The organism is Paenibacillus sp. RU5M (genome assembly GCF_900221055.1).
Taxonomy (GTDB): Bacteria; Bacillota; Bacilli; order Paenibacillales; family Paenibacillaceae; genus Paenibacillus; species Paenibacillus marchantiae.
In genome coordinates, this window is sequence record NZ_OBQM01000001.1 from 163,826 (window position 1) to 187,159 (window position 23,334).

Annotated in this window: 17 protein-coding genes; 16 read left to right on the top strand and 1 reads right to left on the bottom strand. The window is 46.2% G+C overall.

The window, feature by feature from the left end; all coding sequences use genetic code 11:
- Positions 1 to 322: 322 nt before the first annotated feature.
- The 6 genes from CRO25_RS00895 (at position 323) to CRO25_RS00920 (ending at position 8,515) form a co-directional block, all read left to right on the top strand.
- Positions 323 to 2,548: a hypothetical protein gene (locus tag CRO25_RS00895; protein WP_079694148.1), complete on the top strand. Its 2,226-nt coding sequence runs from the start codon at positions 323 to 325 to the stop codon at positions 2,546 to 2,548.
- Positions 2,549 to 2,574: 26 nt separating this feature from the next.
- A complete protein-coding gene (locus tag CRO25_RS00900) occupies positions 2,575 to 3,786 on the top strand; it encodes a HEAT repeat domain-containing protein (protein WP_079694147.1) in 1,212 nt (403 codons plus the stop codon).
- Between the two features lie 22 nt (positions 3,787 to 3,808).
- On the top strand, positions 3,809 to 5,206 hold the full coding sequence (locus CRO25_RS00905) for a glycosyltransferase (RefSeq protein ID WP_170867934.1): 1,398 nt from the start codon (positions 3,809 to 3,811) through the stop codon (positions 5,204 to 5,206).
- Positions 5,207 to 5,274: 68 nt separating this feature from the next.
- Positions 5,275 to 6,078 (top strand): PleD family two-component system response regulator, encoded by an 804-nt coding sequence (locus CRO25_RS00910; RefSeq protein WP_063565621.1) that lies wholly within the window; start codon positions 5,275 to 5,277, stop codon positions 6,076 to 6,078.
- 137 nt (positions 6,079 to 6,215) lie between these two features.
- A complete protein-coding gene (locus CRO25_RS00915; RefSeq protein ID WP_063565622.1) occupies positions 6,216 to 7,583 on the top strand; it encodes a nucleotide sugar dehydrogenase in 1,368 nt (455 codons plus the stop codon).
- Between the two features lie 32 nt (positions 7,584 to 7,615).
- A complete protein-coding gene (locus CRO25_RS00920) occupies positions 7,616 to 8,515 on the top strand; it encodes a hypothetical protein (protein ID WP_240321456.1) in 900 nt (299 codons plus the stop codon).
- Positions 8,516 to 8,641: 126 nt separating this feature from the next.
- Here the strand turns inward: CRO25_RS00920 and CRO25_RS00925 are convergent, their stop codons facing one another.
- Complete coding sequence (locus CRO25_RS00925) at positions 8,642 to 9,514, bottom strand: AraC family transcriptional regulator (RefSeq protein ID WP_063565624.1); 873 nt, start codon at positions 9,512 to 9,514, stop codon at positions 8,642 to 8,644.
- 465 nt (positions 9,515 to 9,979) lie between these two features.
- On the opposite strand from CRO25_RS00925, the gene CRO25_RS00930 reads away from it, so the two are divergent.
- The 10 genes from CRO25_RS00930 to CRO25_RS00980 all read left to right on the top strand — a co-directional run bounded on the left by CRO25_RS00930 (position 9,980) and on the right by CRO25_RS00980 (position 23,332).
- Positions 9,980 to 11,161, top strand: a complete 1,182-nt coding sequence (locus CRO25_RS00930) for an LLM class flavin-dependent oxidoreductase (protein ID WP_079694303.1) — start codon at positions 9,980 to 9,982, stop codon at positions 11,159 to 11,161.
- Between the two features lie 213 nt (positions 11,162 to 11,374).
- Entirely contained in the window at positions 11,375 to 12,649 is a 1,275-nt protein-coding gene (locus CRO25_RS00935) for an ABC transporter substrate-binding protein (RefSeq protein WP_072735338.1), read from the top strand.
- Between the two features lie 3 nt (positions 12,650 to 12,652).
- Complete coding sequence (locus tag CRO25_RS00940) at positions 12,653 to 13,525, top strand: carbohydrate ABC transporter permease (protein ID WP_175480658.1); 873 nt, start codon at positions 12,653 to 12,655, stop codon at positions 13,523 to 13,525.
- Between the two features lie 181 nt (positions 13,526 to 13,706).
- A complete protein-coding gene (locus CRO25_RS00945) occupies positions 13,707 to 14,522 on the top strand; it encodes a carbohydrate ABC transporter permease (protein WP_063565626.1) in 816 nt (271 codons plus the stop codon).
- Positions 14,523 to 14,636: 114 nt separating this feature from the next.
- Positions 14,637 to 15,854, top strand: coding sequence for an MFS transporter (locus CRO25_RS00950; protein ID WP_063565627.1), 1,218 nt, complete (start codon positions 14,637 to 14,639; stop codon positions 15,852 to 15,854).
- 278 nt (positions 15,855 to 16,132) lie between these two features.
- Positions 16,133 to 17,194, top strand: a complete 1,062-nt coding sequence (locus tag CRO25_RS00955) for a cell wall hydrolase (protein ID WP_256863574.1) — start codon at positions 16,133 to 16,135, stop codon at positions 17,192 to 17,194.
- A 433-nt stretch (positions 17,195 to 17,627) separates the two neighbouring features.
- The gene (locus CRO25_RS00965; RefSeq protein WP_079694145.1) at positions 17,628 to 18,506 is read left to right on the top strand and encodes a prohibitin family protein; all 879 of its coding nucleotides are present in this window, start codon (positions 17,628 to 17,630) and stop codon (positions 18,504 to 18,506) included.
- Positions 18,507 to 18,722: 216 nt separating this feature from the next.
- Positions 18,723 to 19,475, top strand: a complete 753-nt coding sequence (yaaA, locus tag CRO25_RS00970) for a peroxide stress protein YaaA (protein WP_079694300.1) — start codon at positions 18,723 to 18,725, stop codon at positions 19,473 to 19,475.
- Between the two features lie 1,147 nt (positions 19,476 to 20,622).
- Positions 20,623 to 22,167 (top strand): TIGR02677 family protein, encoded by a 1,545-nt coding sequence (locus CRO25_RS00975; protein ID WP_179132087.1) that lies wholly within the window; start codon positions 20,623 to 20,625, stop codon positions 22,165 to 22,167.
- The gene (locus tag CRO25_RS00980) at positions 22,139 to 23,332 is read left to right on the top strand and encodes a TIGR02678 family protein (RefSeq protein WP_079694143.1); all 1,194 of its coding nucleotides are present in this window, start codon (positions 22,139 to 22,141) and stop codon (positions 23,330 to 23,332) included. Before CRO25_RS00975 ends, CRO25_RS00980 begins: the two co-directional genes overlap by 29 nt.
- Positions 23,333 to 23,334 lie beyond the last annotated feature (2 nt).

Here is a 23,334-nt window from a genome sequence, read left to right on the forward strand (position 1 = left end):
GTAGAGATGTGCAAGCCTGGAAGAACCTCAAACGGACGGTTAAAGTGGCATATATTCGTGTCCATGGGACATAAGAGCAAGAAGGGCTCATGGATGCTAGTTGATGGCGCATTTTACGAATTATGGGCAGAATGTTGCAGTTCACGTTTGCTTCCAACAGCCTAGTTACAAATGCAGAGTCTTAGAGCTATAGTGAGAACTACACCGCTGACATCTCTACCCAAAGCGGACATCCGATGCGGGATTTCCCGCAGACCTTCATGTCATTTAAGATCCGCAGATGAAGCAGGATGCATACTAGAGAGGTGAGCAATCAAGAGCCATGAGCAGACGAAGACGAAGACGCTGGTTGCTAACGATGCTGACAGGAGCGGCCGTAGTGACAGGCGGAATATTTGCCGGCTGGCACTATATGCAACCCCAGCTCGTTACGTACACAGCTGATAATGGCACGGAGATGAAATTCAAGACCGATGGAGACCGGTTCATGGAATATGGACCCGATGGCGCATGGCGGGAGATGTTCGTGAAAGGTGTGAACCTGGGTGCTACATCACCAGGACATTACCCGGGCGAATTTCCGTTGACCAAAGAGGATTACTTGAAGTGGTTCCAGCAGATTGAGGATCTGGGGGCCAATGTAATCCGGGTGTACACGGTACATGAGCCGATTTTTTATACCGCATTGGTTGAGTATAACCGTGGCCGGGAGCAACCGTTATATTTTATACAGGGCATATGGTCGCCGGAAGAAGAGTTGATCGAAAAGCAGGATGCCTATGCTGACCATATTGAGCAGACGTTCAAGCAGGAGATTGAAAAGGCGGTATCGGCTGTATATGGGGATGCAGACATTCCCGATAAACCGGGAGAGTCAAGCGGCAAATACAAGACGAATGCCGGGAAATATCTGATGGCTTGGCATGTGGGGACCGAGTGGGACCCTTCGATGGTGAACAACACGAATGAGAGCCATCTTGACGTGCCGCAGTACAAAGGCGTTCATTTTTCCGGGACGCAGGATGCATCACCGTTCGAAAATTGGCTGGCTGAGCTGCTGGACTATACCGCCGTATTGGAGAAGAAATACGGGTGGGAGCATCCAATGACCTTCACGAACTGGGTAACAACCGACGTGTTGGATCATCCGGGCGAGCCGCTGTTCGAAGAGGATTTGGTGAGTGTGGATGCGCGACATATTCAACCGGAAGAGTGGCAGGGCGGATATTTTGCAGCATACCATGTGTACCCTTATTACCCGGACTTGTTCCATACGGACCAGACACTCCAGACGATCAAGGATGAGAACGGCGAGTACAACACGTACAAAAGTTATCTGCGCAAGCTCAAAGCCGAGTTTTCCGATATGCCTGTAATGATTACAGAGTACGGTGTACCGTCTTCGCTTGGAATCTCCCATCTCGGTATGGGAGGTCGGGATCAGGGCGGACATAACGAGGTCGAGCAGGGCGAGATCGACGCATCGCTGACTCAGGATATTTATGATGAAGGGTATGCGGGAGCGATTTTGTTCATGTGGCAGGATGAGTGGTTCAAAAAAACCTGGAACACGATGCCGCTTGAAATTCCAGCTGATCGGCGTGCCTACTGGCTGAACGTGCTGACAAATGAGAAGATGTTCGGTCTGCTCGCCATGGACCCCGGTAAGCAGGAACAGCTGACCATCGACGGGAAACTGGATGACTGGAATACGCTGAAGAAGGAAGAGGTCACCGTCTGGCAAGGCAAGGTAGATGGCATCAAGGAAATGAAAATGACCCATGATGAAGCCTATCTATACATTGGCATGACGCTGGATCAACCTTTTGACCCGGACCAGACCTTGCTGCGCATCGGAACGGATACGCTGGATGGCGGCAATCAGCCGGGTACGAGACTTCCGGATCGAACGCTGAGTGATGGACTCGAAACAGTGATTACATTGGGGCAGGATGATGAATCACAAGTGGAGATCGCCAAGGGCTATGACTTTAACCAGCGCCTCTATGGCAAGGACGGTTACGGGATGCTGCCCGAGGAGCAAGAGAATGCGGCAGATCCATTCCATCCATGGAACCTGGCGGTCAGCCTGCGGATGACCCCACCGGATACCCGTTCCGCCCAACCGTTCATGAATGAGAAGGTGGGTACATTGAAACGGGGAACGACAGCTCCAGATCAATCCGATACCGATTCGTTAACCGCCTGGCAATATAACGGTAATCAGGTCGAGATGCGTATTCCATGGATGCTGCTTGGATTCGGTGACCCAAGTTCACTGCAAGCGATCAAGTATGGAGCGCTGAAAGGTGGGCGGGAATTCGAAACCGTCGCAGTCAAAGGTGTGACCCTGATTCCGTGGCTAATGGATCGTTCTACTGGAAATATCTCTTGGCCTGGTGGTGACCAGAAGACACTGGATGTGAAGACATTGCCTATATACAGCTGGCAGCCCTGGGAGCAGGTACAGTACAGTGAACGACTGAAACTGAGCTACGAGGAAATGAAGAAACGGTATGAACAAATTCCAAGTTTTCAGACCGAATAAATGAGTATAAAGGAGGACCTTTTCACATGTTTCCGAATTTGGCTTTGGCTTATCTATTTCTATACATCTGTACGGCGCTCGTCGCTGTGGGTGTAATCCTGCTGTTTGCCATGAAAATGTCCCACAACGGCAAACGGCGCAAGATTGAGTTTTATAAATTAAAGCAGCGTGACTACTTTACGTATCTGCAGACGGCGCTGACAGAGGACAGTCCCCTGAGATTGCCACCTGGGAAGTTGGCCCCACTCGAGCGTCGGGTCATCCAGAGCAAACTTATTGAATGGATTGATCAGTTCAAGGGCGAGTATCGCAACAAATTAATTGTACTCTGCCGTGAAGCCGGATTTGTAGAGCATGATCTGAAGGAACTGAGTCGTATTCGTTACGGACGCCAGATTGATGCAGCTTATCGATTGGGCGGCATGCGTTGTCCAGAGGCCGTTCCAGGCTTGATGGAATTGCTTAAGGATGAAAAACCTGGTCCGATGGCAATTATGATTGGTCGTTCGATCGCAAGATGTACCATCCGTCAGGGTGAACTGAAAGATATGCTCGCGTTGCTGTTAACCAAAGGAAAATCGATTCATCATCTGGCAGCAGATATTTTGCTAGAAACCAGTCTGGATACAAGCAGAATTCTGATTGAGTTGCTGGAAGATCGCAATCCTGACTTTGTCAAAGTGGGATTGGTTGCGATGTGGGGACAAGCTGTACCAGAAGTGATGCCTGCACTCGACAGACTCGTTGGCGCAGAACATCAGGATGTACGGGCAGAAGCCGTGAAGCTGTATCTTAGCGCAAGTCCGGCACTTCAGGACGAGACCATTCTGAAGCTCATGCAGGATTCGGACCCGGAGGTGCGTGCCGAAGTGGTGCAGGCGCTCGGTTCGAAACATGCGGCAGGCAGCATTCCACTGCTGCGCAAAGCGCTGCGTGATGAAGATTGGGGAGTACGCTATAACAGTGCGGAGAGCCTTGGCAAGCTGGGTGAACCGGGATTTGAAGCCTTGTGTCAGGCCGCTGTGGAGGGCACAGGTGCTGAACGGGAAATTGCAATGCAGCAGATTGAGAGTACGATGCAGCACTCAGGAACAGACCACAAAGCCGTTGACCAGATGATTGCACATAACAAAAAAAGGCTGCTGTATGATCGGTACTTCGGTCCCGTACGTGGGAACCGGATAACAAGCAAGAAACGTACAGGTGTGGCTGCGGTAGGAGGGGATTACACTGCTTAGAGATCTACTATTAATCTACGGCATGGTCGCAATCTATTATGTCGTTGCCGTAAATACGCTTTACTTTTCCATTCTGGCCTTATCATTCCGTAATATTTGGACGATCTTCAGGCGATCGCATTATTCCAAATACAATACGTTGTCAGGCTCGGAGCTGGTACCCTCGGTTTCCTTGCTGGTGCCCGCATATAACGAGGAACTGACGATTATTGAAAATGTGAACTGTCTGATGACGCTGAATTATCCAACGTATGAAGTCATCGTGGTGAATGATGGTTCAAGCGATACCACCCTGAAGGTGTTGCTGGAAGAATATCGTCTGAAGCCGGTACCCAACACGATGATTAGGGGCAAGATTTCCTGTCAGAAAATTCGCGGGATCTACCACAATCCGGAATTCCCCGACCTGTATGTCATTGACAAGGAAAACGGCGGGAAGGCCGATTCCCTCAATGCCGGAATCAACCTGTCTCATTATCCATTGATTTCTTCCATCGATGCTGACTCTTTGCTGGAGAAGGATGCCCTGATTCGTATGGCTCGCATGTATATGGAGAATCCGGAAGAGACGGTGGCTATTGGCGGGGATGTACGGATAGCCAACGGCTGCAAAATCGAGAATGGGGCAGTGCAGGACGTTTCACTGCCTCGCAAGATTTGGCCGATGTTCCAGTCCATCGAGTATCTCAAAGCCTTTCTCGGCGGACGGATCGGTTGGAGTCACATGAATGGTCTGATCATCGTCTCAGGTGCCTTTGGCATGTTCCGCAAGGATGCGGTTATTGCGGTTGGGGGATACCGGGACGGTTATCCGGGTGAAGACATGAACATTATCATCAAACTTCACCGTTATATGTTGGAGAATAAATTGAAATACCGCGTAGCCTTCTGCCCTGAAGCCGTGTGCTGGACACAGGCGCCGGATTCCTACCGGATCTTGTCCAGTCAGCGCAAACGCTGGGGACGTGGAAATCTGAAGAACATGATCGAGAATCGCGGCATGTTGTTCAACCCGAAATATAAAGTCATGGGCATGCTGACCATGCCGTACAACATCCTCTTTGAAGCGTTGAATCCGTATTTCCGAATTACCGGACTTCTCGCTCTCACGGGATATGTACTGATGGATATGACCCAGTGGCCGATACTTGTGCTCTTTGGATCGCTCAACATTGTGAGTGGTTATCTGCTCAGTGTGGGAGCCCTTGTGCTTGAGGAAATTGCATTCAAACGGTATAACAAGCTGTCCGATCTGGTCAAAATGCTGTTCTACTCCGCTCTGAAATTCGTCGGCTATCATCAGCTCGGCGTGCTGTGGAGATTGCAGGGGCATATCCAGTTCATGCAAAACAACAACTCATGGGGTACCATGACACGCCAGAGCTGGTCCGAGGAAGAGAAGACAAGCGAGGCGGCTTAAGCACAGCGTAATCAAAGTAATACAGCAGAAACAATATAGATAACCGAGGGAGAAGGGTGGAAAAGAACATGCCAAATACGGCGACATTGCAGCGTGAGGCTGCCGTTAATGTGTACCGCAGTGTAGAACAGGGATTGAAAGAAACGGGTGCCGAAACATGCGGCTTAATGTTCATCCATTGTGCAGGGCAGTCTCAGCCGGAGCAGCAGGTCAGGACACATCTGGAGCAGACCAGTGAGTCTGCCTACCAGGTCTGGCAGGATGGAGCCACACAGGCACTTGCTGTCCTGCTGCCAGGGTTGACACTGGATGAGGTTCATTATGAGGGGCTTCGCATCAAGCATGAATTGCAGGAGACGGTACCTGGTGCCGATCCGCAAATCACGCTGGCAAGTTTCCCGGCAGGTGAGCGTCCTTCAAAGGCAACCATTCAACATATGGCTGAGTCCGCCAAGCTGGTAGATCCGTCGGAGATTCATATCTACACGCTGGACAAGACGGCAGACGAGCCGGAACGAATTTTGATTGTGGATAACGATCCGACGGTACGCGAGTTTCTGCAATTGCGTCTGAAGATGCAGGGGTATGAAACCTATGAAGCGGTGGATGGACTGGCTGCACTGGAACTGATTGAGAAAATCACACCTGATCTGGTGCTGACCGAATTGAACCTGTATGGCATTGATGGCCTGCCGTTCATTCAACATATCCAGAACCTGGATGTGGCTCAGCCGCCCAAAATCGTCGTATTAACGGAACAGCGTGTGGAACAAACGATCAGTCAATGCTTCCGCAGCGGAGTCGATGATTATATGACCAAACCGTTCTCACCTGTGGAGCTGGATGCCCGAATCAGGCGTTGCCTGCATTAAAAGCACCACAAGTAAAGCCAAGAGAAACAAATAGCCTTCATTAATTTTTATCAGACAAATAAGTACATCTACAGACAAACATCTATCAAATGGATTCGTCAATCAACCAAACAAATACACTGCCCGGAGGGAATATCATGGAGAATCAACAATTCCACACATTACTGAATGCGATCGAAAATAAAGAAGCGGTGCTCGGCGTGGTCGGGCTCGGTTACGTAGGATTACCACTTGCGGTGGAAATGGTCAATCAGGGTTTCACGGTAATCGGGATTGATCTGGATGCATCCAAAGTGGAGAGCATCTATCAGGGAGATTCCTATATTCACGATATTTCGTCCGAGGAATTGAAAAAAGTGATGCAAAGCGGCCGCTTCCAGCCTACAACGGATTACAGCATGCTGCGCGTGATCGATGCGTTGAGCATCTGCGTACCTACACCGCTCAGTGAAAATCAGGACCCGGATACGTCTTATATCGAGACGGTTGTGGATCAGATTAAACTGCATATGAAACCAGGCATGCTGATTACGCTGGAAAGCACGACTTATCCGGGTACTACCGAAGAACTGATCCAGGATGAGCTGGACAAAATCGGACATGAAGCAGGCAAAGACTACTTCCTGTGCTTCTCGCCTGAACGTGTGGACCCGTCCAACGGACGATTCACTACTTTTAATACACCGAAAGTAATCGGGGGCACAACTGAAGCTTGCCTCAAACTGGGAACAGCGTTGTATAGCAAATACGTTGAAACGGTTGTACCTGTATCTTCACCAAAAGTGGCTGAAATGTCCAAACTGTTGGAAAATACATTCCGCAGCGTAAACATTGCCTTTGTTAATGAAATGGCAATGATGTGTGACCGTATGGGAATCGATATCTGGGAAGTTATCGACGCAGCTGCGACGAAGCCGTTTGGATTCATGCCTTTCTATCCGGGCCCTGGCATCGGCGGTCACTGCATCCCGCTTGATCCGATGTACCTGTCCTGGAAGGCTAAAGGATTCCGTTTCTACAGCAAGTTCATTGAGCTGGCGCAATCCACCAATGACAATATGCCATATTATGTACTGAACAAAACATCAACCATTCTGAATGAGTACGCGAAATCGGTACGTAAATCCAACATTCTGTTGCTTGGTATGTCGTACAAACCGAATATTGCCGATTTGCGTGAATCTCCAGGACTGGAAATCTATGAACAGTTCAAGGAAGGTGGAGCCAATGTCAGCTATTATGATCCACATGCTGAATCGTTCCTGGACAAGCATGGCGAGACGGTATATAGCGAAGTGTTCAACTTGGAACAGTTCAAGAAGTACGACTGCATCGTGCTGATCACCAACCACAGCGATTTGCCTTACTTTGATATTGCCGAGATGGGCGTGCCGATTCTGGATACACGTAATGCGTTCAAAACGTATCCACATCCGCACATTTACAAGATTGGTCATTCGGTACAGCACCCTGTGCTTGAGCCAAGTGAAGCGTTGCTCGTCTGAGGAATATAACGAACAAGTGGGGCAAACTGTCGGTGAAGGCAAAATGGGCCATCTTGGCCCTGCTGTTCTGCCTGCTTCTTCTGCCCTGGCTACTCAAATGGTTTTCACATGAGGAACACAAAGCGACCTGGCTGTGGGACGCTTCCATTATTGCAGAGCAGACGCCTGAAATTATCTCCTTCTCCAAGGCGCAGGGCGTGAATACCATTTTCCTGCAAATTCAGGATGAGGTACCCGATGCGACATACCGCAAATTCATCGCGGCTGCGAGGCAGGCTGAGATCGAAGTACATGCCCTTAACGGTCATGCAGACTGGGCCTATACGGAGAAGCGGGAAGAGGGACTTGCGTTTATTGAAAAAGTACGAGCATATAATGCAGCTTCGGCCAAAAATGAACGCTTTGAGGGAATTCAGCTGGATGTTGAGCCTTATCAGCTAAAACGCTGGGAGAACGAGCAGAATAGCGTTATTGCGGAGTGGAGCGACAACATGAAGGCCTGGACCAAAGCTGGTAATGATGCCGGACTCTACATGAGTGCCGCAATCCCTTTCTGGCTGGATGCTCGCGAGTCGGCAGAAGGCGGAGGTACATTCAGCCGCTGGGTGATTGATCACTTTGATGCGGTAGCCATCATGGCCTATCGGGATCGTGGTCAGCAGATGTATGATCTGTCCAAGGAAGAGCTGGATGAAGCGGATGAGCTTGGCAAGAAGGTATGGGTTGGAGCCGAACTGGCTGATACGCATGAGGGCGATCATCTAACCTTTTTCAGCAAATCTATCACCAATATGGATGAAGAAATGAAGAAAGTGTTTGATCTCGGCGCTTCTCATTCATCTTTTGCAGGTGTTGCGGTGCATCATTATGAAGCATGGTATGCAAAGGAAAACGGAATTCCGCTGGCTCGAAAGAGCGAGGAGAAGAAGTAGCGGGTGTATATATTAGGTATATGCAGTTTAAGAAAGAGCACTGTAATATGTAATGAGGAAAAGGCAAGTCTCCGATCAAGGAGGCTTGCCTTTTTTGCTATTCGTTAGCATGCGGATGGCGACAAATCAGCTTTTATTGTTCTCGGCCGTTCGATATCTGTTGGGTGGCAGACCCACCTGCTTTTTGAACGCTTTGGAGAAAGAAAACAGATCAGGGTAACCCACCGAATGCGCTACTTCAGTTAACGTTAACGGGGTCTGAACAAGCAGCCGTTTGGCCTGATTCATTTTGAGACGTTGAATATACTGGACAGGAGACAGGCCGTAGGCTTTACGGAATTGTTTGGCAAAATGGGTCCGATCCACGCCAGCGTGAGAAGATACACCTTCCACGGTAATGCCGCCGGCAAAGTGAATATCCATGTACTCCTTGCCCTTTTGCAGCCAGGGTGTGGCAGAGTCTGGTTGAAGCACTCGGGTAGCAGGGGATTTGGCAATCCGGTCAAACAATCCGAGAAAACGGGTAAGTCGTCCCAGGTCGCTTGCGCCTCCCTGAGGTTTGCGAACCTCTTCCATAAAAGCACGCATGCCACTTGCCGTCTCCGGCGTGAGTACACCTGAACGATGCGGCGCGTCTGGAGTAAGCCCGATTCGTGCCAAAAGTTCAGCTGCATGTTTTCCATCAAAGGCAATGAAAATTTTGTGCAAAGACTCCTTTGGGTCGGACCAGTACTCATGGGTAACCTGTGGATACAGGCAGAATGCATCGCGGGCACGCAGGGAATAACGATGTCCGTTCTGTATGAAAGTTCCCTCGCCCTCCAGAACAAAAATTAAATAATGAAAAGGCGTCGTTCGAGGGCCAATATGATAATTGCTCTTGGCTATATTACGACCGATTCGAATCGGCCATGCTCCACCGGCTTTCTCGAATTCAGACGGAGTAAAAAAAATAATATCCAAAAACTCGTGGTGGTCCTCCTTCATGCTCTCGATCATCAGGAACACCTCTTTAATATAAGTATAGTTTGTAATCTCTGAAATTTTCTCTTATAACCCATTATACAGGTGGGTTTTGTAAATATTCAAGATCGAGAAGACCTATTCCTGTGAATTCACCACAAAATGACAAAATGAAATGGCCGCGAAATGACATTGCTCACAGACAAATCAATTGTTATGATGTCCATACCTATTAAACCAAGTTAATTAATCGGCATTTGAAAGTGTAACTACTCTATAAATTCAACTTTAAGAATTACACGGCAACGTAGGGGACAGAAAAGACCTGAAGAAGCGAAGCGTGCGCCTTTGTCACCGGATTTTCCCTTGAAAAGGGAATTAAAAGAAATCTGGGGACAAGAGTGATCGAAAGGTTTTCTGTAACCGAAGTGCTGAGTGAAACTATTCATTAGATCAATTTATGACCAGAAGGGATTGACTTGCGTGAGCGAACAGGAAGAGATGAAATTTGGTTGGTTTTTGCCTACAGCAGGAGACGGAAAATATGTAGGAGTTGCCCCGGAGCGGGAACCGAGTCTGGATTATTTGGTTCAAGTAGCGCAGACAGCGGAGACGGCAGGTTTTGAATTTGTATTGATTCCGACAGGGGGAGCCTGTCTGGATGCGTGGGTTGTGGGTTCGGCTGTCATGAGTCACACGAAAACACTGCGTCCACTTGTGGCCATTCGACCGGGTCTGGTCACCCCTGTATTGGCGGCGCGTATGGGAGCGGCACTGGATCAACTGTCTGGCGGTCGTGCCATGATCAATGTGGTGACAGGCAGTTCGGTTCGGGATTTGGAGGAACTGGGAGATCCACTGGCTCATGCCCATGATGAACGTTATGAACGGGCGAGCGAGTACATGGAAGTGATGAAGCGTTCATGGACACAATCGGCCGGGCTCAATCTGACCGAGTTTGCTGGAAGTGGTGCCATATCGAATCAGGAAGCATCCGAAGACAATTCGGAGTTTAACGGTAAGTATTATAATTTCAAAGGTCCGGTAGGCATGCCTGAAACGGTGCAAAATCCGTATCCGCCGTTCTACTTGGGTGGAAGTTCACCGATTGCGAAACGGGTCGCTGTTGAACACGCAGATACATTCCTCATGTGGGGCGAGCCGCATGACTGGATTCAGGAGCAGATCGAAGAAATTGAAGTCATTCGTGGACAGATCAAAGAGGAAACAGGACAAGATCGCCAGTTGCGTTACGGCATGCGGGCACAAGTACTCATCCGGGATACGGAAGAAGAAGCATGGGCGGCGGCTTGGGAGATTATTAGCAAAGTCCCACCAGAGGCCATCGAGAAAGCCAAGGCTATCTTTGCGGAGACGGATGCGACTAACCAACGCAGACAGAATGAGTTGCGGGAGCTGTCCGAGAAGCAGCAGTTTGTCGTAGGTCCCAACCTGTGGACAGGTTTGTCAGTTGTACGTTCCGGCGGAGCAATCCTCATTTTGGGTACAGCAGAACAGGTCGCAGAACGATTGATGGAATATGGAGATCTGGGCGTGACGACTTTCATTCTGTCCGGTTATCCGCATCTGGAAGAAGCCGAAATCTTCGGCCGCACGGTTATGCCCATTATTCGTGAGAAGTGGAAAACAAGACAAATACAGCAATCAGTTACTACCAACTAAGTGAGTTAACCCTTTTTTTACACTTTAACGGAGAGAGCAGAGCCGATCTGAAGAAGCGAAGCGCTCGCCTTTATCACCGGATTTTCCCATTGAAAGGAATAATTCAAAAAATCCGGGGATAACAGCGATCGGAAGATGGTACTGCACTCGGAGTGCCCAGTGTAAAAACATTCATGCAACTCACATTAATCATCCTTCAGGAGGTCTTCTTTCATGAGAAAAAAACAAAAATATATCCTGACCCTTGTCAGTATGCTGGTGATGTCCATCCTGCTGTCTGCCTGCGGCGGCGGGGATAACGCGGCATCAGGAGGGAACGATTCCTCCGGTTCGGGCAAAGTAACGATCAGCTTCATGCACTGGCGTGGAGAGGATGTGGAAGCGCTGAACAAAACGATTGATGCGTTTGAAAAGGAAAATCCGAACATCCATGTGGAAATGCAGACTCTTCCTTCGGACCAATATCAATCCACTGTACAATCCAAAATCAGTGATGGTTCAGTTGGGGATGTATTTGCTTCCTTCCCTGGTGCACAGTTCGAAGCCTTCACTAAAGCCGGATTGTTCACTGATCTGACTGGATCGTCGTTTCTGTCTGCATACAATCCTAAGCTAATTGAAGCAGGCCAGCACGATGGCAAGCAATATGCAATTCCTTATCAACTCGTATATAACGATCCAATCTACAATGTGAAGTTGTTCGAAAAATATGGATTGACCCCGCCAACGGATTGGGAAGGCTTCCTGGCACTATGCCAGACGCTGAAAGACAACGGCATCATTCCGATTGCATTTGCTGGAGCGGATATTGGTCCAGGCCAATTCATGAATACGATGGTGATGAACAATGCACCGAGTGACGACATTTTTACCAAAGTGGAAGCCGGAGAGGCCAAACTGACGGATGAGTTTTGGGTGAAAACCTTAACTCAGATCAAAGAACTGAACGACAAAGGATACTTCCAGCAGGACGCACTGGGAACGAAAGACCCGGCAGCGGGAGCACTCTTTATCCAGGAGAAAGCAGCCATGCTGGCGAGCGGATCGTATCAGTTGGCACAGAACAAGCTTCAAAATCCGAATCTGGAGCAGAAGCTGCTTGCACCGATTACGGTGAGTGCCGATCAGGCGAAGTATGAAGGCGTTCATACGACGACATTTATGCTTGCGGTGAACAGCAAGTCCAAACACCCCGAAGAAGCGAAGAAGTTCATCGAATTCCTGAGCAATCCGGAAGTGGCTGGCGAATATGCCAACCAGACGGGACAGAATGTAACGGTGAATGATGTGAAGTACGATACACCTGAGCTCCAGGTTGCCGGAGATTGGGCGAGCAAAAAAACCGTGTTCCAGCCACGGTTCACTATCCTGAACGGAGATAATCAGAAAGCAGTAACCAACTCCATTCAGGCTGTACTGAGCGGAACTTCTCCTGAAGAAGCAGCGCAGCAGGCACAGGCGATCATTGATCAGCATATCGGGAAATAAACGATGAAGAACCGTATTCAGCTATCCCTGTTTTTGTTACCCGGGTTGCTGCTGTACGTTGCACTGTTCGTATTTCCTACATTGACGGGGCTGTTCTACTCCTTTACGGATTGGGACGGGGTATCCCCGTCGTATGCATTTGTAGGGCTGGATAATTACAAGGACAGTCTCAGCAGCATCGTATTTCGCAAAGCCTTTGGCAACAACGTCGAGTTCATGTTAACGGTTGTCATTGCGCAAACCTTTATTTCACTTGTTCTGGCGCTGCTTTTGGTACGTAACACAAAGACACGCATCGCGCTCCGGGCGCTCTATTTTCTGCCTGCGATTCTGTCCTCCGTATCGGTGGGTCTGATCTGGGCCTTTATGTACGATCCTTCGATCGGGTTGATTAACTATGGATTGAACGAGGCAGGTATGGGGAGCATTGCCCACAACTGGATTGGTGATCCGAAGATCGCAATTTACTCAATTGCTGCGGTACAGGTCTGGGCACATGCCGGGCAGATGATGATTGTGTTTATCGCAGGTCTGCAAGGCATTCCGGCGGAGTTGTATGAAGCAGCACGTATGGATGGCGGCAGCAAATGGCAGGTATTCCGTACTGTGACCTGGCCACTGCTTGCACCTTCGGCAACAATTGTCGTGGCCTATACCACGATTCAATCCTTCAAGGCTTTTGATCTCATTTTCACGATGACAGACGGAGGACCGAACTACGCTACTGAAATTTTGACGACATACATCTATCATACCGCCTTTGGTAGCTATTCATTTGGCCTCGCTTCTGCGGGTTCGATGATTTTCCTGGTTCTGCTCGCTTTGCTGACGTTATTGCAGTTCAAAGCGCTGCGTGCCGACCGGGTAAGCTATTAACGATTGGACGGATTGATATGTTCGTGAATAGGTGAGTCGTGAGTATTCTAATTGTTAAACGAATTATTGAACGAGTTCTGGATTTCATTACGTTGAAATGACTTTAGGGCAGAAAACTTGAATGAGAACGACGATGCCTGAGCAGACCTAAAAGACTTAAAGAAGAAGGGAGGGGGTTCCTATGGTTTTAAAATGGTTCAATCGACTGATCCTATTGGTGTACGCCCTGTTAATTCTTGTGCCGCTGTACTTTGTATTTGTGTCATCGTTCAAAACGAGCAGCAATTTCTTCATCAGTCCATTTAGCTGGCCGGACCCGTTTACATGGGACAATCTCACTGGCATGTTCCGCAACCAGCCGATGTGGCAGTATTTCGGGAACAGTCTGGTCGTAACGCTGGGTACCGTTGCGATTGAGTTGTTGCTCAGCAGCATGATTGCTTATGCCATTGTTCGCTGGGGTGGCAGCGTGGGCAAAATTGTGTTTGCTTTGTTCGTTGCAGGTCTGATCGTTCCTTCCCAAGTGAGCATGCTGCCGATCTATTCCCTGACACGTACGCTCGGATGGTCGGACAGTCTGACAGGACTCATTGTAGTTTCAGCCGCGATGCTGATGCCGGTCTCCGTATTTATGCTGACGGGCTTCATGCGTATGCTGAATGCGGAAATACTGGAAGCGGGCAGTATGGATGGAGCAAGCGAGTGGAGGCTCTATACACGTATTGCCCTACCACTCGCCGCACCTTCTCTGGCAGCTACAGCCACGTTCCTGCTCGTTATGGTGTGGAATGATCTGCTCATTCCGATGCTGATGCTCAGCAGTAAGTCCAAGCTGACGTTACCACTCGCACTCATGCAGTTCCGCGGGGAATACGTGACCAACTATCCGATGATGCTCACCGGTGTACTGGTAACAGCCATTCCGATGATCGTGCTGTTCATTCTGCTCCAGCGTTATTTTGTAGCAGGTCTGACAGCGGGTTCACTCAAGGGGTAAGGTATAGGAAGAAGATCAACGGATATGCGTATTTTACATTGATTTCTGGATCATTCTGCATAATAATGGTTTAGTGTCAGAATGACTACATAGAGATCAAGGGAGCTATAAGACATGAGCAAACTGGAAGTATTGCGGAATCCCAAGCAGCGCAAGCTGCTGTTCAGTGCCGGCATGAGCTGGCTGTTTGATGCCATGGAAGTGGGTATGATTTCCTTCATCGTGGCTGCACTTGCCAAGGAATGGAGTCTCAGTCCCGGACAAGTCGGGGTGCTTACGAGTATCAACTCCATCGGTATGGCGCTAGGTGCATTGCTTGCGGGGGCACTTGCGGATCGTTTCGGGCGTAAAGCCATTTTGATGTGGACCCTACTGATCTTTACGATTGCTAGTGGCCTGTCAGCATTGGCGACCGGATTCGCCGTATTGTGTGTACTGCGTCTGATTGCAGGTATCGGCCTCGGCGGGGAACTGCCCGTTGCATCTACGTTGGTATCGGAGTCGATGCCTACGGCAGAACGTGGACGTGCAGTTGTATTGCTGGAGAGTTTCTGGGCAGGTGGCTGGATTGTATCGGCACTCATTGCCAACTTTGTTATCCCGGAATATGGCTGGAGAATTGCTTTTGCCATTGGCGCCGTTCCGGCGTTCTACGCGCTGTATCTGCGCCGTGCCATTCAGGACCCGCCTCGTTACAAGAACAATACCAAGATTAAGAAAATCACGTTCCGCGAGAAGGTTGCGACGGTATGGTCAGCACCTCATCGCCGTACAACGTTGATGCTCTGGATCTTGTGGTTTACCGTCATTTTCTCCTATTATGGAATGTTCCTGTGGCTGCCGTCGGTTGTTATGGCAAAAGGTTTTACGCTGGTCAAAAGCTTCCAGTACGTGCTGATTATGACGATCGCGCAGCTGCCAGGTTACTTTACGGCGGCGTATTTCATTGAGCGGTTTGGACGCAAATTTGTACTTGTCGTTTATCTTACATTGACAGCAGTAAGTGCGATTGCTTTTGGACTGGCAACAACGGAAGCGACGATTCTGACCGCAGGTATCTGTCTTTCCTTCTTCAATCTGGGAGCTTGGGGCGGTCTGTACGCGTATAGTCCGGAATTATACCCCACTTCCGTTCGTTCAACAGGTGTGGGTCTTGCCACATCGGTAGGCCGGATTGGGGGCGTGCTTGCTCCATTAATGGTTGGTATGTTGGTTCAGCGTGAGGTTGCAATCAGCCTGATTTTCACGATTTTCTTCGTGACCATCCTTATTGGGGCAGCGGCTGTGCTGTTCCTGGGCCGGGAAACCAAGGGTCTGGAACTGGCTGAATAAATGTCAATAAATACAACGCAACTTTTGTGCGGGTCTGCCTGCCTACGCCTATAACGGGCTGGATAAGCGGCAGAAGGTTGATACAAGAAGAGGCATGACTATGGCGTGACCATGGGCTCATGTCTCTTTTTGCTGTGTTTAGAGTGGATTTTCGCCTGCGCCATCGGTCCGATAGACGTCACTTTTTCTATATCCTATAATGACACTCGGGATGTAGGGCCGTGAGGATTCAGGGGGAAGAAGTGGGATCTGGATTCAGAAAAGTGGAGGTTAATGGAATGATGAAGAACAAAATTGAAATGGATCAAACGTGTGAAATGATTGAAAAGAATATGATGAATGAGAAGAATAAAATGAATGAAAAGCATATGATGAGTGGACAGAATGGCGTGTGTGAAGTAGTACGTGTGACTGATAATGTCGGTATGAATGTAATGTACAGCTATAATGGCAACGATAAGATAAGTGAGATAAACGGGAGATATGATGTGATTGATCTTACTCCTGTTAAAGAGATGAAAGAAATGAAACAGATGAAGATGACGAGCTATATCTACAGCCTAGATGAAGAGTTTAGATTAGATAACGGGGATGAGAGGCTTGATCTGCATGATTTGCACACAAGCACTGGCCACATGGAACCTATTACCATCAGCCGGAAAATCACCCATCGCAGAGGGAGAAAGGCTGGCAAAAGAGCAGGACGAGTCAGTGTGCTTCTCGGTGCCTTCGCAATGGCTCTCGGTCTCACGATGGCAGCTCCGCCTGCCGGAGCACAGAAGCTGGAACAGGGCGTTCGCGGTGAACATGTACTGCAATTGCAGGAGCAATTAAACGAACTGGGGTATTTCAAAGCTGGATTGACCGGATATTACGGTTCTATTACCAAAGGCGCTGTCCGTAAGTTCCAGCAGGCTCAGGGGCTGAGTGCGGATGGGATTGCAGGCCCGGCAACACTGAACAGACTGAACAAGAAGGCAGCAGCCCAAGGTAACACGCTGCGCCAGCTTGCGAAGCTGATTCATGGGGAAGCACGCGGAGAGTCCTTTGAAGGACAGGTTGCTGTAGGCGCGGTCGTCCTGAATCGAGTGCATTCGAATGCATTCCCATCATCAATTCCGAAAGTAATTTTCCAAAAAGGGCAGTTCACAGCCATAGACGATGGACAGTTTAATACGAAGCCAACCCAGACTTCCTATCAGGCAGCTCGTAAAGCTTTGAATGGCACTGATCCAACACACGGAGCGCTCTATTATTACAATCCGAAAATTGCGACTTCGTTGTGGAGTAAGAGCAGACCAACATTACTGACGATTGGGCAGCATGATTTTACAAGATGAGTTAGGTTAAGGATATAAGTAATAATTAAAATAATAGTGAACCCCGGTTGTGCGCTGCTGAATGCAGACGTGCTACCGGGGTTTCTTTTATATTTTGATTGTGCAGGCGAGGGGATTGGGGAAATCTTCCGTATTATTATGTCCCTCTTTTCAATTGACAGCAAAGAAGGATATTGGAATGGTGTCTGAATATCCTTGAAACCGAATACGATTTTACAAAGTATATATAAAGGAGGATATAATTAGTTGCTATTTATAAATTTGTACTCGGTTACATCCATAGAGGGGAGGACGAATATGCCATTTATTGGGGGAATCATTTTAATCTTGATCCTAGCATTTATTCTGTGGGCATTAATGATCCCGCTATTCAATAAAATAGGTAGTAGAATTCTGAAGAAATATAATAAATTCAAACAAGAGGAGAATGATGATGAAAAATTCAAAGACGTTTAGGGTAGGGGCGATCACGGTTGCCTTGGTTATTATTGTGGGAGTGTTACTGTTGACCTTCTTTTTAACACGAATTCCTAATGGATATGTTGGGGTTGTTTATTCACCAAATGGAGGCGTAAAAGATAGTACACTGAGTCAAGGGTGGAAACTCGTTGGAGCGTTTGATAAAGTAACCAAATATCCGATCCGAATTCAAACGGTTGAATACAGAGATATTCAGATTGCTACTTCTGACGGGAAAAACATCACAATCGATTTTGCTTACAACTACCAAGTAGAACCAAGTAAAGTATCTTCTATATTCAATACATTTGGGCCAATTAGCATTCAAGAAATTGAGGATACATATCTCAAAACACGTTTCCGTGACGCAGCTCGTAAAGGTATTTCCAAGTTTACAGTAATTGATGTTTATGGTGAAAAGTCATCCGAAGCAGGAGTGGATGTTCAACAACGTTTTTCTGATGACGTTAAAGAGTTAGGCTTTATTGTATCAAACGTTACTGTAGGTGTTCCTCAACCTGATGCTAAGACTCAGGAAGCAATCGATAAGCGTGTCGAAGCTTCTCAAGAACTGGAACGTAAAACGACTGAACTTGAGATCGCCAAAAAAGAAGCAGATCGTAAGCGCGTGGAAGCACAAGGTAATGCAGACAAACTATTGATCGAAGCAGAAGGTCAAGCTAAAGCAAATAAAGAGCTTCAACAATCATTATCGAGTCAACTCGTTGAATATGAAACCATCAAGAAATGGGATGGAGCCCTTCCATATGTAAGTGGGTCAAATACGCCAATGATTCAATTGCCGACTACAAAAACAGAGCAAAATAGCGGCGCGGGGAGCGTATCTCCCTAATAGCAGTTTGAAATGCACGCCGTACTTTTTCAACAAGTTAATGTGTTGAATTCTAATGAACAAGCCGGTCCAATCGTGGGCTGACTTGTTCATTTTTGAGTCATTTCAAAGGCACCATGAATGGATTTAGTTAAGCCTAGATATTGGATTCACCTAGCCAATCCTGTACAATGAATAACGACAATAACAACGGTAGATTAAGGATGGATCAGCATGATGAGAATTATCATATCACCAGCGAAAAAGATGAAGATCGACACCGAGCTTATGGCTATCGCACAGATGCCGCAATTTATAAATGAGTCAGAACAGCTATTAAGTCTGCTTCAACAGTTATCCTATGACGAGCTCAAAACAATGTGGAAGTGTAACGATGCAATCGCCGAACAGAACGTGGAGCGCATTCGGAATATGAATTTAAAAGCTAATCTTACGCCAGCCATCTACGCCTATGAGGGTATTCAGTATCAGTATATGGCTCCGGGTGTTTTTCAAAATGAGGAACTGGCGTATCTTCAGCAGCATTTACGCATATTATCCGGTTTTTATGGCATGTTACGGCCTTTGGATGGGGTTACCCCTTATCGGTTGGAGATGCAGGGCAAACTGCAAGGTCCGGGGTTCAAATCCCTTTATCAGTTCTGGGGCAGCAAATTGGCAGATCAACTTCAAGCGGAAAGCGACTGTATTTTGAATCTGGCTTCCAAAGAGTACAGCAAAAACATCACACCTTTCCTGAAGGACGAAACCCGGTTGATCACTTGTGTATTTGGACAAATGGTCGATGGGAAGCTGGTTGAAAAGGCAACCCGCGCCAAAATGGCGAGAGGCGAGATGGTACGGTATATGGCAGAGCGGAAAATTGCAGATGTGGAGGATATTAGAAACTTTGATCGGTTAGGATTTGTTTTCTCAGAAGAGAAGTCGGATGAGAGTAATTATGTATTTATATATTCAGAGGGGCAATAGCCAGTTTTACAGCGATGGATTTGATGTACATCTTGCAAGGGAGTTTGTTGTCACGTCTACACTGAACCAACAGGTAATTAGGAAATATTGATCTACACAGCCCTGTCATTGATGGGAGTTTTTTGTTTTAAAGTATAGTTAGCAATCTTAACAGTCTTCCATTTGATGATACAATATAAACATGATTTAAAAGGAATATTTCAAATACGATGTGTTCGTTTAATTTATTGTTTTTCTTATACTTAAAAACTTCGTTATTACGATATGTGAAATATGTGGACTGGTTTAAAAAGAGAAGAAGGTAACCATACAAGTATACGCATATGTGCAAAATTACTAGACGATATATGATTAAACAGAGGATCAAAAGTGTGAATGATACTAATCATTATCTACTCACCTCATGAGTTGCATCAGTAAGAGATCCAACTATGAACTACATCATGGAAGAAGTAAAAAAGAAATAAGCATATTACCCACACAACTCATCCAAATTGCGGAATATTTAAAGACAACATATAGCAGTATGAATGCTATTCAAAGAAGTCAGATGCATCACATATCACTAGATACGCAACGGCTCCGCCTTGCGTCAATATTAGCTGTCAGGGGGAGATTTTTTTTGAGAATCGGACTCTTGCTAAAGCTCCCATTATTGGTATATTGATGCGAGCACGTTTATGATATTTTTCTTTGATGACTACGAGGATAAATCACTAGAATTCAGCACTGTTGATTATCCTAGTTTTAACATTACTTTTTAAAGAATAATTAAGAAAGGATATTTGCTTACTAGACCGTTATCATAATTTTCTAATTGAAAATAATTACGCAATATATGAATGCAGTAAAGTAGGTGGCATATCTAGAGCAACTTTGATTTTTTGAGCTCGAAGAAGCAGTTATAAAAAAACAATAGAGTCCAATACTTTGAATTTAACTTGAAGAAATATTGTTGAAAGTTTATCAGGAAGTCTGAACTTCAGTTAACTTCTGGTTCAAGCATTGGGGCATTCACCCCTCAGTCCGGCAAAGGTAATGGGAGCGGAGAGGATTCGACCAATCTCCAATATCGGTATTTTCATATAAAAATGAGACTCTGTTTACCTAATTATGTAAAACATAACTTAGAAAAGGAGTGTTTCGCTTGGATTTGTCATTGACGCGTGCTATAGAAGAAGCAAGTTATTTGTCAACACAAAAAACGCACCGGTATCGTCCAATATTAAGATACATGTATGAGCAACATCGTATATTTAATAATGAAGTTTTACCAATAGAAATTTTCACGCATCTTAAACAATTTCCGGAATTTGGGGATTATACACTCGAAGAGCAAGATGCTGATTTATCGGTCTTAGTTGGAAACAATAACTTAGTGTTGAACCAAGATAATACAGATGCTGTTACATTGGAAGAACTTATTAGGAATCGAAAAACATATTCACTAACGGAATATACGATTGAATTTGAAAAAATGCTTATTTTTATGGAGAAAAAACTTCATCGTATACGTGGTGGTTCTTTGGATAAAAAACTCACTGAGCACCTACATAACGCGCTTGTAAAATTAAACGGATTTTCCATGCAAACCGAGTTGGATTCGTCTTCGCTTGTTCAACTATATGAAGCGTGGGAGGAACTGTTCGAACGGTTTACAAAGCTTGATAATGATGCTTCGGATTATTTGAATCATATCAGCGGTGATAAATTGGATAGCAAAATGGAAACGGATGCCTTCATCGTATTTAAAAATCAGTTTTGTTCTTATTTAACGGATTTTATGGTTGAACTTAACCGCAATTCGCCTGCGATAATTAATATTATTACACACATTTCGGAGAAGAAAATTCAGAACATCGTAATGCAACTCGTCCGTCATAAAAAAAATATGCCGACCACTTCGGTTGTGTCGGATAAAGAGTATTCCGATACCTTTTTTGATGTATGGACAGGCATCCGCAACTGGTTTTTGGCAAGCGATACTAAATCGAGCAAAGCGTTTCAACTTGAAGTTCGTACTCGGGATGCCATCAGTAAAATGTCTAAGCTTGCGCATTTTTATGCAGAGCGACAATTTGTGAAAAAAAGTCGAGTAACAGAATTTTTACGACTTGCAGACATGATGCATAAGTCCGGCAACTTGGAAGAAGCCCATCAAGTTTTTTCTTACCTATTTGGGTTCGAAGGTATTCAGCATTTCAAAATCGCACGGAAACCGTCGGAAAAGAATGATGGTACGGTATGGGATTTTGACCCGGATGAGCTAGAGGTGACGTATCGTATTCGACCACCATCCGAGAGAACCATAAAACAAAATTTGAAGGTTTCGAAAGTGAGTCAGGAGGCACTCGAGCAGCAACGGTTGCTCGCGGAGCGGCTGACATACGAAGAAACTGTATTAAAAGCGATCGTGGAGCAGCCTTGCTTAATCTTGAAAGATTTGGAAACGAGGATTGAGCCGTTTGTTCGAAAGGCATTATTGGATTGGATAAGTGCGGCGCTGTTGAATCCAGTTGGCTACGGTATTTATGAAGGTACCACAGAACTGGGCGTGAACTTTAAACTTCATAAGGTTAGTAACGATATTATTGAATTGCATTGTTTAGATGGAATCCTCTTCTTACCTGATTTCCAAATGACTTTTACCGAGGTGAAAACGCGTGAAAAAGTTGTCTCAGGAGTCTCTTAATTGCATTCATCAACTACTCGATAATTTTTGGGTTGTGCGCAAGGAGAATCCAGAGCTTTTTTATGAAATTAAACAAAATGAAGGGTTTCTGCGGGATTATTTTAAGGACTACTTCCGTTTTAAATTGGTAGTTGGGACAAATTTTGCAAAAGTTGAGAAGTTTCAAGTAACGCCTCAACCGTCAACAGGCATATTAGATTTCAAAGAATTGAAAGATTACATCATTTTTTACTGTGTACTTGCTTTTTTGGATGGAAAGGCATCAAAGCAATTTACTCTGTCAGATGTCTGCCAAGCGGTCGTTTCGTACTACCCAAGAAGTTCCAAGAGATCGGTCAATGGATCCCCCCTACCATTAACATGGAAGGGTAACGAAGGCTATAGAAACCGACTATCACTTGTTCGTGTATTGAAAGAAGCTGTTCAACGGTGTCTGATAGAAGTGATTGATAAAAACATAGAAGACTTCCAAGACAGAGAAACGAATGATGCACTGCTGCGTTCAACTGGGCTTGTGAAATATTTTATGCGTAATATCGGTTTTAATATTGAAGGAGAATTGACGCTAAATGATATTATGTTGATTCAAGAAACTCAGGAACAGGAATTAGGTCTAGAAAGAAAGCACTTACTGTACCGGAAACTATTTTTAGAGCCAGCCTTGTATCGACATGAAGTATCGGCGTCAGATTTTGATTACTTAAAACAGTATAGTCGCCACTTAAATGAACATGCCGAAAAATATTACGATATGAATCTGGATGTCTACGGAAGCAGTGCTTTTTTAGTAAAAGAAAACGTAAGCACGTTTCGTAGGTTCTTTCCAGCAAGTAATGCTGAATCGAACCTACTTGTTCAGTTTGCAACGTTGTTGCGACTTAAAATCATCGACGATAATGACAGTCTCGTTGAACAAAAAGATGGGACAGTAATTTTAACAAATATTGATTTGGATATTATGTGTCGACAGCTTATAGATGAGAATAGCCACGGATGGACGACAGGTCTAAAAAGCATGAGTATCACTGAAATAAAGAATAAAATTAAGAATATGCTATTTGAATGGAAATTAGCGGAGACAACGCATGAAGGTGATTTAAAACTATATGATGTAATCGGAAGATTTTTTGAAAAACCTAAAGAAGAAAATAATAAAGGAGTATGATG